The 15,269-nt window shown below is 63.2% G+C and carries 17 protein-coding genes and 1 tRNA gene; 9 read left to right on the top strand and 9 right to left on the bottom strand.

The features are described from left to right. The 4 genes from murA to T281_RS11825 form a co-directional block, all read right to left on the bottom strand. On the bottom strand, positions 1 to 1,141 hold a 1,141-nt coding region (gene murA / locus T281_RS11835; RefSeq protein ID WP_037239050.1), incomplete at its 3' end, for a UDP-N-acetylglucosamine 1-carboxyvinyltransferase. Between the two features lie 101 nt (positions 1,142 to 1,242). Beyond that, positions 1,243 to 1,401, bottom strand: coding sequence for a hypothetical protein (locus tag T281_RS18805; protein ID WP_155955222.1), 159 nt, complete (start codon positions 1,399 to 1,401; stop codon positions 1,243 to 1,245). Between the two features lie 127 nt (positions 1,402 to 1,528). Beyond that, positions 1,529 to 3,136, bottom strand: a complete 1,608-nt coding sequence (locus T281_RS11830; RefSeq protein WP_037239048.1) for an acyl-CoA carboxylase subunit beta — start codon at positions 3,134 to 3,136, stop codon at positions 1,529 to 1,531. Continuing rightward, positions 3,136 to 3,924 carry an SDR family oxidoreductase gene (locus T281_RS11825; RefSeq protein ID WP_037239047.1) on the bottom strand — a complete coding sequence of 263 codons (789 nt, stop codon included), beginning with the start codon at positions 3,922 to 3,924 and terminating at the stop codon, positions 3,136 to 3,138. The genes T281_RS11830 and T281_RS11825 overlap by 1 nt, the downstream gene beginning before the upstream one ends. 174 nt (positions 3,925 to 4,098) lie before the next feature. Between T281_RS11825 and T281_RS11820 the strand changes: the two genes are divergently transcribed. The 5 genes from T281_RS11820 to T281_RS18800 all read left to right on the top strand — a co-directional run bounded on the left by T281_RS11820 (position 4,099) and on the right by T281_RS18800 (position 8,816). Continuing rightward, positions 4,099 to 4,401, top strand: coding sequence for an SCP2 sterol-binding domain-containing protein (locus tag T281_RS11820; RefSeq protein ID WP_037239058.1), 303 nt, complete (start codon positions 4,099 to 4,101; stop codon positions 4,399 to 4,401). 82 nt (positions 4,402 to 4,483) lie between these two features. Then, on the top strand, positions 4,484 to 4,978 hold the full coding sequence (locus T281_RS11815; protein WP_037239046.1) for a MerR family transcriptional regulator: 495 nt from the start codon (positions 4,484 to 4,486) through the stop codon (positions 4,976 to 4,978). Positions 4,979 to 5,058: 80 nt separating this feature from the next. After that, positions 5,059 to 6,270 carry an acetyl-CoA C-acetyltransferase gene (locus T281_RS11810; protein WP_037239044.1) on the top strand — a complete coding sequence of 404 codons (1,212 nt, stop codon included), beginning with the start codon at positions 5,059 to 5,061 and terminating at the stop codon, positions 6,268 to 6,270. Positions 6,271 to 6,303: 33 nt separating this feature from the next. Beyond that, on the top strand, positions 6,304 to 8,478 hold the full coding sequence (locus T281_RS11805) for a 3-hydroxyacyl-CoA dehydrogenase NAD-binding domain-containing protein (protein WP_037239030.1): 2,175 nt from the start codon (positions 6,304 to 6,306) through the stop codon (positions 8,476 to 8,478). A gap of 71 nt (positions 8,479 to 8,549) precedes the next feature. Then, entirely contained in the window at positions 8,550 to 8,816 is a 267-nt protein-coding gene (locus tag T281_RS18800) for a hypothetical protein (RefSeq protein WP_155955221.1), read from the top strand. On the opposite strand, the gene T281_RS11795 is transcribed toward T281_RS18800, so the two are convergent. Further along, complete coding sequence (locus T281_RS11795; RefSeq protein ID WP_037239026.1) at positions 8,756 to 9,808, bottom strand: amino acid ABC transporter substrate-binding protein; 1,053 nt, start codon at positions 9,806 to 9,808, stop codon at positions 8,756 to 8,758. The two genes, T281_RS18800 and T281_RS11795, sit on opposite strands and share 61 nt — an antisense overlap. A gap of 603 nt (positions 9,809 to 10,411) precedes the next feature. Between T281_RS11795 and T281_RS11785 the strand changes: the two genes are divergently transcribed. After that, entirely contained in the window at positions 10,412 to 11,140 is a 729-nt protein-coding gene (locus T281_RS11785) for an OmpW/AlkL family protein (protein WP_037239022.1), read from the top strand. Between the two features lie 89 nt (positions 11,141 to 11,229). Here the strand turns inward: T281_RS11785 and cysE are convergent, their stop codons facing one another. Continuing rightward, positions 11,230 to 12,081: a serine O-acetyltransferase gene (gene cysE, locus T281_RS11780; protein ID WP_052037415.1), complete on the bottom strand. Its 852-nt coding sequence runs from the start codon at positions 12,079 to 12,081 to the stop codon at positions 11,230 to 11,232. A gap of 117 nt (positions 12,082 to 12,198) precedes the next feature. Continuing rightward, complete coding sequence (locus tag T281_RS19135; RefSeq protein ID WP_162173164.1) at positions 12,199 to 12,375, bottom strand: hypothetical protein; 177 nt, start codon at positions 12,373 to 12,375, stop codon at positions 12,199 to 12,201. 221 nt (positions 12,376 to 12,596) lie between these two features. Here T281_RS19135 and T281_RS11775 point away from each other — a divergent pair, with 221 nt between their 5' ends. Next, on the top strand, positions 12,597 to 12,953 hold the full coding sequence (locus T281_RS11775; RefSeq protein ID WP_037239020.1) for a zinc ribbon domain-containing protein YjdM: 357 nt from the start codon (positions 12,597 to 12,599) through the stop codon (positions 12,951 to 12,953). 45 nt (positions 12,954 to 12,998) lie between these two features. Further along, entirely contained in the window at positions 12,999 to 13,709 is a 711-nt protein-coding gene (locus T281_RS11770) for a hypothetical protein (RefSeq protein ID WP_155955220.1), read from the top strand. A gap of 148 nt (positions 13,710 to 13,857) precedes the next feature. Here the strand turns inward: T281_RS11770 and T281_RS11765 are convergent. After that, positions 13,858 to 13,934 (bottom strand) — tRNA-Asp (locus T281_RS11765). A 151-nt stretch (positions 13,935 to 14,085) separates the two neighbouring features. Continuing rightward, positions 14,086 to 14,307: a 50S ribosomal protein L31 gene (rpmE, locus tag T281_RS11760; protein WP_013418249.1), complete on the bottom strand. Its 222-nt coding sequence runs from the start codon at positions 14,305 to 14,307 to the stop codon at positions 14,086 to 14,088. 158 nt (positions 14,308 to 14,465) lie between these two features. Here rpmE and T281_RS11755 point away from each other — a divergent pair. Then, the coding region (locus T281_RS11755; RefSeq protein ID WP_037239052.1) for an ABC transporter transmembrane domain-containing protein at positions 14,466 to 15,269 on the top strand (804 nt) is incomplete at its 3' end.

Genomic DNA, 15,269 nt, shown 5'->3' with positions numbered 1-15,269 from the left:
GATCTGTCGCCATCACTTCCGCGCCGTGCAGCCTCGGCACGCCCTTCACGCGAGCCATGTCGCCCTTCACCTCGATGTCCGCGCCAAGGCGCGTCAATTCGGATACGTGCATGAAGCGGTTCTCGAAAATCGTTTCGCGGATTTCGGAGACGCCGTCCGCCCGGCACATCAGCGCCATGAGCTGCGCCTGAAGGTCGGTCGGGAAGCCGGGGAAGGGCTCCGTCTCGACGGTCACGGGGCGAAGCGCCGCGCCGTTGCGCGTCACGCGGATGCCGCGATTCGTTTCGGCGATCTCGACGCCCGCATTGCGAAGCAGGTCGAGCACGCCCGGCAGCAGATCGCCGCGCGCGCCTTCGAGCGTGACGTCGCCGCCGGCGGCCGCCACAGCCATGGCGTAGGTGCCGGTCTCGATCCGGTCGGGGAGCACCGTGTGGGTCGCGCCTTCGAGTTCGTCGACGCCCTGAATGTGAATGGTCGGCGTGCCCGCGCCCTCGATCTTCGCGCCCATCTTGGAAAGGCAAGCCGCGACATCGACCACCTCCGGCTCGCAGGCCGCGTTTTCGATGACGACCTCGCCCTTCGCCAGCGTCGCGGCCATCAGCACGTTATGCGTCGCGCCGACGGAGATCTTCGGAAAGCGCACGACGCCGCCCTTGAGGCCGCCCGGCGCGCTCGCAACCACATAGCCGCCGTCGAGCTTGATGTCCGCGCCAAGCGCCTGAAGGCCCGTCAGATGCAGGTCCACGGGGCGCGTGCCGATGGCGCAGCCGCCCGGAAGCGAGACGCGCGCCCGGCCTTCGCGAGCCAACAGCGGCCCCAGCACCCAGAAGCTCGCGCGCATGCGGCGCACTAGGTCGTAGGGCGCGGTGGTGTCCACGATGTCGCGCGCGGTGAAATGGATCGTATCGCCCTGATGGACATGGCCGTTCGCGCGCTTGCCGTCGAAAGCCGCATCGGTGCCGTGATTGCGCAAGATGCGGATGAGAAGGCTCACATCGGCGAGGTTCGGCACGTTCTTCAGCGTGACCGTCTCCGGCGTGAGCAGGCTCGCGATCATCAGCGGCAACGCCGCGTTCTTCGCGCCGCTGATCGGGATGGTGCCGTTCAGGTGACGTCCGCCGACTATGCGAATTCTATCCATGATGCCCGCCGGTTGAATTGATGGCGCCGATTGCCCGTAGAAAGCGGCGTAAGCGCGGCACGCTAGACGAGGCCTGCGCGCCCCGCAAGTGCGGAAAGCCCCTAATGGGTGTCGGGGTTGCCGCCGGAATCGGTCTGTTTCGAGTCTTTTCGCCGGGCGATATTGCGACGAAGCGCGGCGGCGAGGCGCTTCTTCTTGTCCTCATCGCGCGAATGCTTCGCGGCAAGCTCCGCGCCGGCCGGGTCTTTCTCCTTCGTCATGTCCTCTTGCAATCCAGTTATGATGATAGGCGCGCGATTTCTAACAAAATCCTAGGTCGATAGCTCAACAGCGATGAAGCGCTAACATACCGCTAACATATCAGAGTCTTTCCTTGACATTCGGTCTTTAAAGCCGCGCGACGCCGAAGGCGTTCGGGTGAAGATTGCGCGCCTCGGCTTCGGCAGCGAGCGACAGACACAGCGAAAGCACGGCGCGCGTGTCGCGGGGATCGATGATCCCGTCGTCCCAAAGGCGCGCGGTCGCATAGAGCGCGGTCGATTCGCGGTCGAGCTGGGCCTCGATCGCCTGCGCCATCTGCTTCAGCACCGGCTCGTTCACGCCGCCCGCCTTCTCGAATTTCGCGCGCGTAATCATCTCCATTACCTTCGCCGCCTGCGCTCCGCCCATTACGGCAACGCGGGCGTTCGGCCACGAAAAGATGAAGCGCGGATCGAAGCCGCGCCCGCACATGCCGTAATTGCCCGCGCCATACGAGCCGCCGACGAGCATCGTGAATTTCGGCACGCGCGCGTTCGCCACCGCCTGGATCATCTTCGAGCCGTGCTTGATCGCGCCGCCGCGCTCGGCCGCGCTGCCGACCATATAGCCGGTGGTGTTTTGCAGGAAGACGAGCGGCGTGCCGGTCTGGTCGCACGCCTGGATGAATTGCGCGGCCTTGGTCGAGCCGTCCGGCTGGATTGCGCCGTTGTTGCCGAGGATGCCGACCTCGAAGCCGTTAATCGCCGCAAAGCCGCAGACGATCTCCGCACCGTAATCGCGCTTGAAGTCGAGGAAGTCGGAGCCGTCGACGATTCGGGCGATGATCTCGCGCACGTCGTAAGGCTCGCGCTCGGAGACGGGCACCAGCCCGAGGATTTCTTCGGCGTCGTATTTCGGCGGTGCGGCCTTCGCGCGGGCGGGGGCGCGGTCCCATTTGAGCTTCGCCAGAAGATCGCGCGCAAGCTGGATGGCGTGAGCGTCGTCGCGCGCCACGAACTCGCCGAGCCCGGTCACGGTTGCGTGCAGGTCGGTGCCGCCAAGCGCTTCGTCCGTGGTGTCTTCGCCGATGGCCGCCTTAACCAGCGGCGGCCCCGCGAGGAAAATCTTGCTGCGATCCCGCACCAGGATCACGTAATCGGAGAGGCCCGGCAGATAAGCGCCGCCCGCCGTCGAAGAGCCATGCACGACCGCGATTTGCGGAATGCCCGCCGCCGAAAGCCGCGCCTGATTGGCGAAGCTGCGCCCGCCCTCCACGAACATCTCGGCCTGATAGAGAAGGTTCGCGCCGCCCGATTCGACGAGATAGATCAGCGGAAGCTTGTTTTCGAGCGCGATCTCCTGCGCGCGCAGCGCCTTGCGCAAGCCCATGGGCGAAACGGTGCCGCCCTTGATCGCCGAGTCGCTCGCCGACACCAGCACGCGCTTGCCCGACACAACGCCGATGCCGATGACGCTGCCGCCACCCATCGCACGCGTCTCGCCATCGTCGTCATGCATGCCGAGGCCCGCGAGCGTCGACAGTTCGAGGAACGGCGTGCCCGGATCGAGAAGCCGCGTGACGCGCTCGCGCGGCAGAAGCTGGCCGCGCGCGGCGAACTTGTCGGCGGCCTTCGCGGAGTGGGCGATGACGGCGCGTTCAGCGGCGCGAAACGCCTCCACCTTGGCCAGCATCGCCGCCGCGTTTGCCTTGAAGGCTTCGGAGCCCGGCGCGATCTTCGAGGCAAAAGGCGGCATCAGCTTTCGTCCTTCGAGTCGAGCACCTTCGGCTTCGCGGCGCGGTGAAAGCCGTTGAATTCGTGGGTAGGCTGACTTGTTCCCATGTCGAACAGCGGGTTGCCGAGTGGCGCGCCGCCGTCGATCTGGATCGTCGTGCCGTTGATGAACGCCGCGCCCTCCGACAAGAGGAAGCAGATCGCAGCGGAAACCTCCGCCTCGGTGCCGAGACGGCGCAGCGGCACGTGATCCTTGAGCTTCGGGATGAGCGCCTTCTTGGTGAGGTTCACCATGCCCGCCCGTGCCGCGCCCGAATGGCCCATGCCGGGCATGCCGTTCCACATGTCGGCGGCCATGTTCACGATTGCGCCGCCATGCGCGCGCATCGACTGCATGAACACCTCGCGCATCATGAGAAAGCCGCCGGTGAGGTTTGTCGCGACCACGGCGTCGAAGCCCTTTTTCGGGATCGCCATGAGCGGCGCGGGGAATTGACCGCCTGCGTTATTGACGAGCCCGTGGATGCGTCCGTGTCGCGCGACGATGCCGCAGACGAGCGCCCTCACTGCGTCCTCGTCGCGGATGTCGCAGACGGCGTGCGAGGCGGTGCCGCCGTCCTCCGCGATCTCGGTGGCGGTGGCGGCGAGGCGGTCTTCCTTGCGGCCGACGAGGACGACGATTGCGCCGAGGCTCGCCAGTTCATGCGCGGTGCAACGCCCGATCCCGGTGCCGCCGCCCGTGACGATATGCACCTGTCCGGCGAACAGGCCCGGCCGGAAGATGCTGCGGTAGCTGCCTGCCTCGCTCATGCGCTCCGTCCCCTGATATTTTTGTCAGAGAAGCTAACGCAGGGGTGACGCATGCGTCAACGCGTTCCGACCTGTTTTCGCATGCAACGGCATTAGCCTGACGTATACGTCAACCGCATCTTGTTAATGACAACCGGATGCGCTACCTTCCGTTCCGAAACGAACAAGGAGCGCATGATGGATCTCAACGAAGTGGCCGACGCCCTGACGAAGCGCGTGGGAAGCAAGTCTCCCCTCGGCGGCAGCGTGAAATTCGACCTCGGCGAAGCGGGCTGTCTCTACATCGACGGCACAGGCGCCGCCAACACGGTCGCGGTCAACAAGAACGACCCGGCGAAATGCACCATCAGCATGAGCGCGGGCGACTTCTCGGACCTGATCCACGGTCGCCTTCAGCCGACGTCCGCCTTCATGCAGGGCAAGATGCGCGTCGATGGCGACATGGGCCTCGCCATGAAGCTCGGGCAGATCGTCTGAAGCAAAAATTTCGATCGACTAACCCGCGTTCGGGCGCATCTCGGACGCGGATTGAACCGGAGCACCAGAAAGCCGGAATGCATTGACCGCCGTACGCCAGCGAGCCAAGGCCGATTCATCCAATTCCGAGAAGCTCTACGGTATCGCGGAGCTTGCGGCGGAACTCGGGATCACGGCGCGCGCCATTCGCTTTTACGAAGCGAAGGAACTGCTCGCTCCCGTGCGTGCGAATGGCGGTCGCGTCTACACGAGGCGGGATCGCGCCCGGCTGAAGCTCATCCTGCGCGCGAAGTCCATCGGCTTCTCGCTCGCGGAGGTGCAGCAGTTTCTCGAACTCTACGGAAGCCGGGGCGAGGGGCGTCCGCTGCAGGTGTCGTTCCTCGCCGACCGCTCGGCCGCGATGATCGCGGAACTGGAGCAAAAGCAGGCGGATATTGTCAAGACGCTCGAAGAGCTTCGCGATATTCACGCGCAGTGTCTGCGCTTTCTCGCCGAAGATGGCACGCCCTGCAAGACCGCGGGCGATGGCGAGGCCGCCGACGCGCCGCATAAAAAGAGCCGCCGCACCGCCGGGTGACGGGGCAACAATGAAATCATAACGGACGTCGCCGGGCTGCGCGAATGCGCCCGCGCGCGCATAGTCAGGGAGGACGAACCATGGTCGATGCCTATGTTTTCGACGCCGTGCGCACCCCGCGCGGCAAAGGCAAGAAAGACGGCGCACTGCATGAGGTGACGCCCGTCAAGCTTGCGGCGCAAATGCTCGACGCCGTGCAGGAGCGCAATCCCGGCCTCGACACGAGGGATGTGGAAGACGTGATCCTCGGCTGCGTCTCGCCCGTCGGCGAGCAGGGAGCGGACATCGCGCGCTCCGCCTCGCTCATCTCGGGCCTCGATGAAACCGTGCCCGGCGTGCAGGTAAACCGCTTCTGCGCGTCCGGCCTCGAAGCGATCAACATGGCGGCGGCGAAGGTCATGTCGGGCCAGTCGCCCTTCATCATCGGCGGCGGCGTGGAAAGCATGAGCCGCGTGCCCATGGCGTCCGACGGCGGCGCGTGGCCCATCGATCCGGCGGTCGCGTTCTCCACCTACTTCGTGCCGCAGGGCATCAGCGCCGACCTCATCGCGACGAAGTGGGGCTACAGCCGCGACGACGTCGACGCCTATTCGGTCGAGAGCCACAAACGCGCGGCGCAGTCCTGGGCGGAGGGCCGGTTCGCGAAGTCCATCGTGCCGGTGAAGGACATCCTCGGCATCACGCTCCTCGACAGGGACGAGATGATCCGCCCCGACGCGTCCATGCAGTCGCTAGGCAGCCTGAAGCCGTCCTTCGCGGACATGGGCAAGAACTACGGCTTCGACGGCGTGGCGCTCCAGAAATACCCGGAAAACGAGCGTATCGACCACGTGCATACGCCCGGCAACTCGTCCGGCATCGTGGACGGCGCGGCCGTGGCGCTCATCGGCTCGAAAGAGGCGGGCGAAAAGGCGGGCATCAAGCCGCGCGCGCGCATCCGCAGTTTCGCGTCCATCGGATCGGAACCGACCATCATGCTCACGGGACCGAGCTTCGCCGCCGAGCGCGCGCTTGCCAAGGCCGGCATGACGAAGGCCGACATCGACCTGTGGGAACTCAATGAGGCGTTCGCGTCGGTGGTGCTGCGCTTCCGCGATCTGCTCGACATCGCCCCCGACAAGCTCAACGTGAATGGCGGCGCCATCGCCATGGGCCATCCGCTCGGCGCGACCGGCGCGATGGTGCTCGGCACTCTTCTCGACGAGATGGAGCGGCGCGGCGCGGCCACGGGCCTCGTTACGCTGTGCATCGGCGCGGGCATGGGCACCGCCACCATCCTCGAACTCGTTTAATTCGGCCGCGCAAGAGCAAAACAGGAAACGACCATGAGCAGCATCTCCTATCAAGTCGACGCGGACGGCATCGCCACGCTCACCATCGACCAGCCGGGCAAGTCGATGAACGTCATCAGCCCGGAATTCACCGAGGAACTCAGCGAGGCCATCGAGCGCGCCGCCGCCGATTCGAGCGTAAAGGGCATCGTGATTACGTCCGGCAAGTCGAGCTTCGTCGCGGGCGCGGACCTCATCGGCATGTCGGGCATGATCGAGCACGCGCGTAATGCTCCGGCCGCCGAGGCGCTGAAGGTCTCGTCGCGTCTCACCGAGGTGCTGCGTCGCCTCGAAACCATCGGCAAGCCGGTCGCGACCGCGATCAACGGTACGGCGCTCGGCGGCGGCTTCGAGATCGCGCTCGCCACGCATTACCGCGTCGCGGCGGACGACGAGTCGATCAAGATCGGCCAGCCCGAGGTGCAGGTTGGCCTTCTGCCGGGCGCGGGCGGCACGCAGCGCATTCCTCGCCTCATCGGCATCATGGCGTCCGCGCCGCTGCTGCTTGAAGGTAAGCATCTGAGCCCCGCGCAGGCGAAGTCGTCCGGCCTTATCCACGATGTCGTGCCCGCGGCTGAGCTTCTCGCAAAGGCGAAGGCGTGGCTTCTGTCCCCGCAGGCGAAATCAGTCCAGCCGTGGGACGAGCGCGGCTTCAAGGTGCCGGGCGGCGCGGGCGGCATGCATCCCGCAGCGGCGCAGCTTTTCATGGCCGCCAACGCCATGACGCGCGATAAGACGCTCGGCAATTATCCGGCCGCGCAGGCGATCCTCTCGGCGGTGTATGAGGGCACGCAGGTGCCGATCGACCTCGGGCTCAAGATCGAGGCGAAATATTTCCTCTCGCTGCTGCGCGGCCCGGTCGCGCCCGCGATGATCCGCACGCTGTTCGTGAACAAGGGCAGGGCCGACAAGCTCGTTCGCCGTCCGCAGGGCGTGCCGAAGGCGAAGTTCAAGAAGATCGGTATGCTGGGCGCAGGCATGATGGGCGCGGCCATCGCCTATGTCGCGGCGTCGAACGGCATCGAAGTGGTGCTGCTCGACCGGGACGTGGAAGCGGCCGAGCGCGGCAAGGGCTATGCGCGGAAGCTCGTCGAGAAGGCCGTTTCGCGCCGCAAGATGGCTGAGGTCGAGGGCGAAGCGCTGCTGGCTCGTATCCACGCTACCGCCGATTACGCCGACCTTGCGGATGTCGATTACATCATCGAGGCGGTGTTCGAGGATCGCGCCATCAAGGCCGACGTGACGAAAAAGGTCGAAGCCGTGATCCGGCCCGACGTGATCTTCGGCTCGAATACCTCCACCATCCCGATCACGAGCCTCGCGGAAGCGAGCGAACGGCCTGAGAAGTTCATCGGCATCCACTTCTTTTCGCCCGCCGAGAAGATGCCGCTTGTGGAGATCATTCGCGGCAACAAGACGAGTGACGAGGCGCTGGCGGTCACGCTGGACTTCGTGCAGGCGATCAGGAAGACACCCATCGTCGTCAATGACGGTCGCGGCTTCTTCACCTCGCGCTTCTGCATGAACTATATCGGCGAGGGCGAGATCATGCTGACGGAAGGCATTCCGGCGGCGCTGGTCGAGAATGCGGGCAAGCTCGCGGGCATGCCGGTCGGGCCGCTCGCGCTCGCCGACGAAACCGCCATCGACCTCGGCTGGAAGATCCACAAGGCGGCCGAAATCGACCTCGGCGACGCGTATAAGCCCAGCGCGGCCATCGGCGTGATGGAAGCCATGTACGTCAAGAATGGCCGCGCGGGCCGCAAGAACGGCAAAGGCTTCTACGAGTATCCCGAGGGCGGGCAGAAGACGCTGTGGCCGGGGCTTGCGGAGCTGTTCCCGGTGAAGCCGGAAAGCGAGTGGCCGAGCATCGACGACCTCAAGAAGCGGCTCCTCTTCGCGCAGGCGCTCGACGCGGTGCGGACCATGGAAGAGGGCGTGCTCACCGACCCCGAAGACGGCGACGTGGGCGGCATCTTCGGCCTAGGCTTCGCGCCCTATACCGGCGGGCCTCTTTCCATGCTCGACGGTATCGGCATCGCGAATGTCGTCGCGGAGTGCGAGCGGCTCGCGGCTAATTACGGCGAGCGGTTCTCGCCGCCGAAGCTGTTGCGCGACATGGCGGCGGAAGGGCGGACGTTCTATCCGGCGGCGAAGGCTGCTGCTTAGGGCATGATCCGCAAAAGTGGTTGCGGGTTTTGCGGTAAGATCATGCTCAGACGAAACACTTGAAACGCGCCTTGAGCTTGTCGAAAGCGCGTTTCAAGGAGCACTTGCCGCACCGTGCGGCGACGCATCAGAATGGCGGGCGCGGCATGCGCCCGCTGCCGCACCGCCGCCTCGCCGCGTTTCTCACGCTCGAAGCCCGTGGCGCGCGCGGCACGCCGGGCGAAGGCGGCGAGGCCGCGCTTCAAGGATTGGGGCGTGACCTGAGCCGTGTCGCCGCCTATTCCGTCGCCGCCGCCGGGTCTTTTACGAACTGCTTCAGCCGCTCGGTCATGGGATAGGCGAGGGTGAGGTTCTTCGGCGGGATTGGGTTCTCGAGCCACTTCGCGTAGAGCTTCTCGTATTCTCCGGACTTCACCGCGTCGAGGATGGCGGCGTCGGCGAGATCCTTCAGCAGCTCATCCTTCGGCAGGACAAGCGCGTAATCGGCGCCCGGCTGCCCGCTGTTCAGGAACAGGAAGCCGTCAGGCGACTTAGTCCCCGCCTTCAGGCCGATGAGTATCGCGTCATCATCGAGATAGGCGGCCGCCGCGCCCGTCTCGACCAGCTTGAACGCCTCGGCGGGGGTCTTCGCGTACACGACGGAGATGCCGAGATAGCGCTCGACGCTTTGGCCAAGGACATAAGGCAGGCCGGGCGAACCTTGCAGCAGCACGACGGTCTTGCCTTTCAGGTCGTCGATGGCGGCCGGCGTCTTGAAGTCGGCGCGGCGGCGGCGAAAGCCCTCCGCTTCGGGGCGCAGCTTCGACGGCACGATAAAGCGAAGTTCGGACACGTACACCGGCGCGGAAAACTCCGCCGCATCGCCAAGCGGGGCTGTTTCGGGCGTGGCGGCGCAATCGATGTCGATGTCGCGTTTCGAGACAAGCGCGGCGCGGTCCGTGTCGGCTGTCGCGCGCCACACGACCTTCAGCTCGGGAAGGGCGAGCTTCTCCTTCACCTTTTCGGCGACAAGGCCGCACAAATCGACGGCGAAACCGGCCGCGTTCTGGTCCACCGCATACGAAAATGGCGCGGCCGCCTCGCGGTAGCCGAGCGTGATCGCGCCAGCCGCCTTGATCTTTCCGAGAACGCCCCCTTCGGCGTTGGCGGCGGCGAGCGATTCGGGGTTTTCGGCCTTGGCGGGAGGCGTCTCGGGAGCTTGGGCCTGCACCGCGACGGAACCAGGCTCTTTGACGGCATCAGGGACTGTTCCTGCGTTCTGGGCCCTTACGCTCGTTCCCGCGACGCCCGCCAGACACAGCGCAGCGAAAAAGAGGTGAGGTTTCGTCATTGTTTGTCCTCCCGAAGACCCGGACATTCTTTTTTGAACTCGGCTGCACTTTGGCAGGAAAGGGCAAATTTTGTGTTTCCTGGCACGCCAAGGTTGAAAACAACCGATGCATCGCGCTGTCGTGCCCGGAACCGTGCGGGACGGCAGACTGCGGCAAAGCGGCTCGTGCGGTACGCTCACCGGCGCGTTGCCGCTTCGGAACAGGCGCAAGCTGCAAAGCTTCCCGTTTGCGACATACCAGATTTTGCGAATTATCAAGCCCAGCCTTGAGCATTTGAGATTTGTCAAGGAAGCCACGCCGCGGAACGGGCAAGTTTAAAAACTGCGATTAATGGGAACAAAACGTGCGCGGTTCGATAGAAATCAGAATTACATCTTAGCGAAGCGGCCATAGACGGCTTTTTTATGTGAAACGGAGAGTCCATAACATGGATAATCGCGCTTTAGACGTAGATGAAGCTGCTGTTGTATGGGTGCCACTTCCGTCCGGATAGTGACGAATACTGGAATGCATATAATTGACTTGTCGTCCCCGAAGGCCTTTTGCTGTGAGTGTGTCGGCGGGGTGCCGACTCTCAAGAAACTGGGTACGGGGGTTTAGAAATGAAAAATATTGCTTACGCCGCTGTGGCGGGCGTAATGGCGATGGGTGGCGCCAATGCCGCCGATCTGTACGGCGCGGGCGGCTACAAGGATGCGCCGGTCGTTGTCGAGTCCTGGACGAACCCGGGCGATATCTTCGTGCGTGCGCGCGGTCTCGCCGTGATCCCGCAGTATAATTCGAAGGATTGGGTTATCGGCGGGGGTAGGTCTTCGACGGCCGACCTCTCGATCTCGACCTCCGGCATTCCAGAACTCGACATCACCTACTTCCTGACGAAGAACATCGCCGTGGAAGTAATCGCAGGCGTGACGCCGCACACGATCGACGCGAAGGGTGACATTCGCTCCCTCGGTAATATCGCCGATGTGTGGCTGCTGCCTCCCACGGTAACGTTGCAGTATCACCTCGATACAGGCACGGCGTTCAAGCCTTATGCAGGCGTCGGCGTTAATTACACGGTGTTCTTTGGTGAAGATGAGGGCAGCAACTTCAAGGATCTGAAACTCGACAACGCTTGGGGGCTCGCTCTTCAGGCCGGCTTCGACTACAAGCTTTCGGGCAACTGGTTCCTGAACTTCGACTTCAAGTATCTCTTCCTCGACACCGATGCGAGCGTTCGTCTGAAGGGTAGCGATACGCTCGTCCGCACCAAGGTCGATATCGATCCGATCATCGTCGGCGCGGGTATCGGCTACAAGTTCGGCAGCTCCTACGTTCCGCTGAAGTAGTTTCGCCCATCTCGGGGGTCGGAGGGAAAGCGCGGGCATTGCTTGCGCTTTTTCTTTTTTTGCGCGCGGCGTCCGCATCGGAAGGCGCGTCAGATTACGTAGGTGAACGACTCGTAGGTGCCGAGCGCGAGGTGCTGGTCCATACTCTGAGCCGGGTTGGTCGACCCGGCGCCTTCGATGATCCGCGCGGGGACGCCCACCGCCGTGCAGCGTGGCGGCACGCTCTGCGTCACGAACGAGCCCGACGCGATCTTCGAAAAGGCGCCGATTTCGATGTCGCCGAGGATGATCGCGCCGGCCCCAATCAGCACGCCCGTGCGCACCTTGGGATGGCGATCCTTCTTCTGGTTGCCGGTTCCTCCCAGTGTGACGCCATGAAGGATGGACACGTCGTCTTCGATCACCACCGTTTCGCCCGCGACGAAGCCGGTCGCATGGTCGAGAAAAAGACCGCGCCCGAATTCCGCTCCGGGGTGGATGTCGGTCTGGAAAACCTCCGAGGACCGGCTTTGCAGATAGCGGGCGAAATCGGGCCTGCCGTTGGCCCACATCCAATGCGCGAAGCGGTGCGTCTGGATCGCGGCGAAGCCCTTGAAGAACAGAAACGGCTCCAGAAGCCTCCCAGAGGCGGGGTCGCGCTCGACCACGGCTTTGAGGTCCGCGCGTCCCGCCGCGCCGATGGCCGGATCGGCTTCGGCCGCTGTGCGGAATTTCGCGCGAAGCGTCGGGGCGGCAATTGAGTTATGGCCAAGCCGCGCGACAAGCGTTTCGATGAGGGCGCTTTCGAATGTGGGCGCGCCGAGAATGCTATCGTAAAGGGGTGCAAGCGCCGCTTCCCCGCTGCGAGCCTGTTCGGCCTCGGCCTGAAGTACGGTCCACACGGCGTCCTCCGCCGGAAGCGGAGCGCCCGTGCGAAGAATGGCCGAAGCTTTTTCGTCAATTGGAGCGTTCACGAAGCACCTGCGCCTTATTTCGGGGGCATTATAGCCCGCCGTCTCCCTCACGAAAATATATTTTATAACAACGGCGCTTTTTGCGGGGTACATAGCGAAAGTTTGCTAGAAATAGCCAAGTAATAGGAAAATATACTGGTCTGCGATTTTGATCGAAAAAATCAAGATCGCGTTGGGGCGCCTGATTGGAAAATGGCGCTGCGCAGCCGTCCAACATGGCGGCAGCAATTCCAGCTGGCCCCGCACCGCCAGCGAAACACACCAGCCTGTTTTTTGTCCCATGATCCTACCTGCGCCCCGTGTCAAAGGGCGCCGAACGATTTTCATTTCGCCAGGAGGCGTGCTAGGAAAACGTCGTTCGTGCGCTGCTGATCGTCGGTGAAATGATGTGCGGGACACCGTTGCGGCGTGCCATATGCGCCTTTTTTTGTAGTTGGAGAGCGGGACGCGGGCAGATCGCCGAAGGCGATGCTCGGAGGCGCTCAGATCAGGACATTGCTTTTATGACCGCCACCCCTCGTTGCCCGAAGTGCCAGTCCGAAAATGCCTATTTCGACGGAAATCTCTGGGTCTGCCCGGAGTGCTTCCACGAATGGAGCGGGGATGCGGCGGCTGATTCCGCGCCGGCCGAGGAGAACGCGGGCGTGCGCGATTCGAACGGAACCGTGCTCGCGGATGGCGATTCGGTGACGGTCATCAAGGAATTGAAGGTAAAGGGGGCATCTGGCGCGATCAAGGTCGGCACGAAGGTGAAGAACATTCGCCTCATTCCCGACGCGACGGACGGCCACAATATCGCCTGCAAGATTGACGGCATCGGCGCGCTGAACCTGAAGTCGGAATTCGTCCGCAAGGCTTGACCGCCGCAGCCTGATCGGCAGGGTGTCTTTCACGAGGAAATCCAAATGTGGTTTCGTCGGATCTTCAGGAAGCCAACGCCGGAAATGGGCGAGGCCAAAGCGCTCCCGAATGTTCTGCCCGCCGCGGCCACAGCGCGTCGGGAGGTCGTGCCGGAAGACGGCCGATATATAGAGGCAGCGATGACCGAACTCGTGAAGGTCGGTTTGTGTCTCGCGCCCGCCGCCAGCGACGATCCGGCTGGCGTGGCGGCTAGCATCGCCTATGAATGTCGCGGAATTTCCTTCGCAGGCGAGCCCGGACTGGGGCATTGGGCGCTTTTTGCGCTGGCTGGCCAGGCGGATGGTCCGAGGCCGTTTGAAAACGCGATTCGCTTCGACGACCATTGCTACGATGTCGCTGAAGCGTCAGATTACGCGGCGATGATTTCGAGCCTTATCGCGATCGCGGGCGACAAGTGGCCCGTCAAAAGCGTCGAGGCAAGGAACGCATCCGATCCTCACAAACGGATCGAGTTCGGAAAACCCGTCGCGATCACGATCCATGCGGACCCCGAAATTCCTCCCTTCGAACTTGCTCACGGCAAGGATTTCGATTGGTCCGTCATTTTTCGGCTGAACGAGCGGCTTCCGGGAGATGTCGATGAGCGCTTTGCGATTTTTCTCGACGGCGACGCGACCATCGTTTTCCTGTCGCCGGAGGACATCGGGCACTTGAACGCTCTGACCGGATGGGAATTTTTCTATCTGGATTCGTAGATCGGGGCGGGAGGCGCTTGTCGTGCTTCGCCGCATTTGAGCGCGAAGCTACGAAGGGAGGCGCGAGGCTCGCGGATCGGTAATCGAAGAGATCTTTGGAGAAACACCCGACAGGCTGTTGACAAAACAACGGCGCCGTTCGGAAAAATGGCGGGAGTGACGGGGCTCGAACCCGCGACCTCCGGCGTGACAGGCCGGCACTCTAACCGACTGAGCTACACCCCCGCATGGGACTGGCGAAGCGCTTCAGCGCGTCGCCGATGACCCCTACATAACAAGCGTTGCCGCGCATCTCAAGCGCTAGTTTTCGCTTTTTGCGATTTATGTGACAGGGCGGCGAGTGCTTCGCCGCGTCACCAACCGCTGGCTGAATGGCCTACTTCAGGAAGCCTTCGAACTTCTTCTTGAACTTCGACACGCGGCCGCCGCGATCCAGAAGCTGCTGGTTGCCGCCGGTCCACGCGGGGTGCGAATTCGGGTCGATGTCCAGGTTGAGCTTCCCGCCTTCCTGGCCGTAGGTGGAAAAAGTTTCGAACGTCTCGCCGTTCGTCATGACGACCGTTATCTTGTGGTAGTCAGGATGAATATCCTTTTTCATGGTCTTTCCTCTTGCGCTTCGATGTGCGCCTTGTATTTGTGCGGTTTGGGTTGCTATACAGGACGAAGTGAGATGGTGACAAGTTTAAGCGTCATCGTGCTGGTTTCATTGAGAAAAATCGGTGACACAGGCGCGCGCTACGCAGAAGAGTGTGCAAAGTGACCCTACATACCCTTGCCGACCGCCGCTCGAACCTGCCCGCCCCAGCCGGCGAAAACCGCAAGCCGGGAGAAATTGCCGCACGTGAGGCCCGCTCCCGCGCTAACCTGAAGCCGCTTCAACTGCTGCGCCCTTACGTGCTGAAATATAAAGCCGTCGCGATTGCCGCGCTCATCGCGCTGATCGTCTCCTCCGCCGCAACGCTGATGCTGCCGTTTGCCGTGAGGGAGATGATCGACCGAGGCTTCTCACCAGAAAAGCAGAGCCTGATCAACATTTATTTCGCAGGGTTATTCGCCGTGGGGGCGCTGCTCGGCATATCGAGCGCGATACGCTTCTATTGCGTGTCCTGGCTCGGCGAGCGCGTCATCGCGGACGTGCGCGCGGACGTGTTCCGTCACCTGTCGAGGTTGAGCGCCGCGTTCTACGAAAAGACGCACTCCGGCGAGATCATGTCCCGCCTCAACGCCGATACGACGCAGATCAAGGCCGCCGTTTCAACGTCGGTCAGCCAGGTGCTGCGCAACGCCGTCATGTTCATCGGCGCGCTCGTGCTGATGGTGTTCACGAGCCTCAAGCTGAGCCTTCTCGTGCTCGTGGTGATTCCCGTCATCATCGTGCCGCTCGTGCTTTATGGCCGCACGGTGCGCCGTTACAGCCGCATCGCGCAGGATGAAGTCGCCGCGTCGTCGTCGTTTGCAAGCGAGAACCTCTCCGCGATTCGCACGATGCAGGCGTTCACCTCCGAGACGCTCGTCGCGAACCGATATGCTGCCGCCGTCAGCCGCTCATTCGATGCGGCG

It is taken from the genome of Rhodomicrobium udaipurense JA643 (genome assembly GCF_000636015.1).
Classification (GTDB): Bacteria; Pseudomonadota; Alphaproteobacteria; order Rhizobiales; family Rhodomicrobiaceae; genus Rhodomicrobium; species Rhodomicrobium udaipurense.
The sequence above is the reverse complement of the archived record's forward strand: the minus strand, read 5'-3'. Positions and strand labels throughout refer to the sequence as shown.

Bases quoted from the DNA above. Each gene is read 5' to 3' on its own strand.
- T281_RS18805 (WP_155955222.1), bottom strand. From the start codon at position 1,401: ATGACGAAGGAGAAAGACCCGGCCGGCGCGGAGCTTGCCGCGAAGCAT.
- T281_RS11830 (WP_037239048.1), bottom strand. From the start codon at position 3,136: ATGCCGCCTTTTGCCTCGAAGATCGCGCCGGGCTCCGAAGCCTTCAAG.
- T281_RS11825 (WP_037239047.1), bottom strand. From the start codon at position 3,924: ATGAGCGAGGCAGGCAGCTACCGCAGCATCTTCCGGCCGGGCCTGTTC.
- T281_RS11820 (WP_037239058.1), top strand. From the start codon at position 4,099: ATGATGGATCTCAACGAAGTGGCCGACGCCCTGACGAAGCGCGTGGGA.
- T281_RS11810 (WP_037239044.1), top strand. From the start codon at position 5,059: ATGGTCGATGCCTATGTTTTCGACGCCGTGCGCACCCCGCGCGGCAAA.
- T281_RS11805 (WP_037239030.1), top strand. From the start codon at position 6,304: ATGAGCAGCATCTCCTATCAAGTCGACGCGGACGGCATCGCCACGCTC.
- T281_RS11795 (WP_037239026.1), bottom strand. From the start codon at position 9,808: ATGACGAAACCTCACCTCTTTTTCGCTGCGCTGTGTCTGGCGGGCGTC.
- T281_RS11785 (WP_037239022.1), top strand. From the start codon at position 10,412: ATGAAAAATATTGCTTACGCCGCTGTGGCGGGCGTAATGGCGATGGGT.
- T281_RS19135 (WP_162173164.1), bottom strand. From the start codon at position 12,375: ATGGGACAAAAAACAGGCTGGTGTGTTTCGCTGGCGGTGCGGGGCCAG.
- T281_RS11775 (WP_037239020.1), top strand. From the start codon at position 12,597: ATGACCGCCACCCCTCGTTGCCCGAAGTGCCAGTCCGAAAATGCCTAT.
- T281_RS11770 (WP_155955220.1), top strand. From the start codon at position 12,999: ATGTGGTTTCGTCGGATCTTCAGGAAGCCAACGCCGGAAATGGGCGAG.
- rpmE (WP_013418249.1), bottom strand. From the start codon at position 14,307: ATGAAAAAGGATATTCATCCTGACTACCACAAGATAACGGTCGTCATG.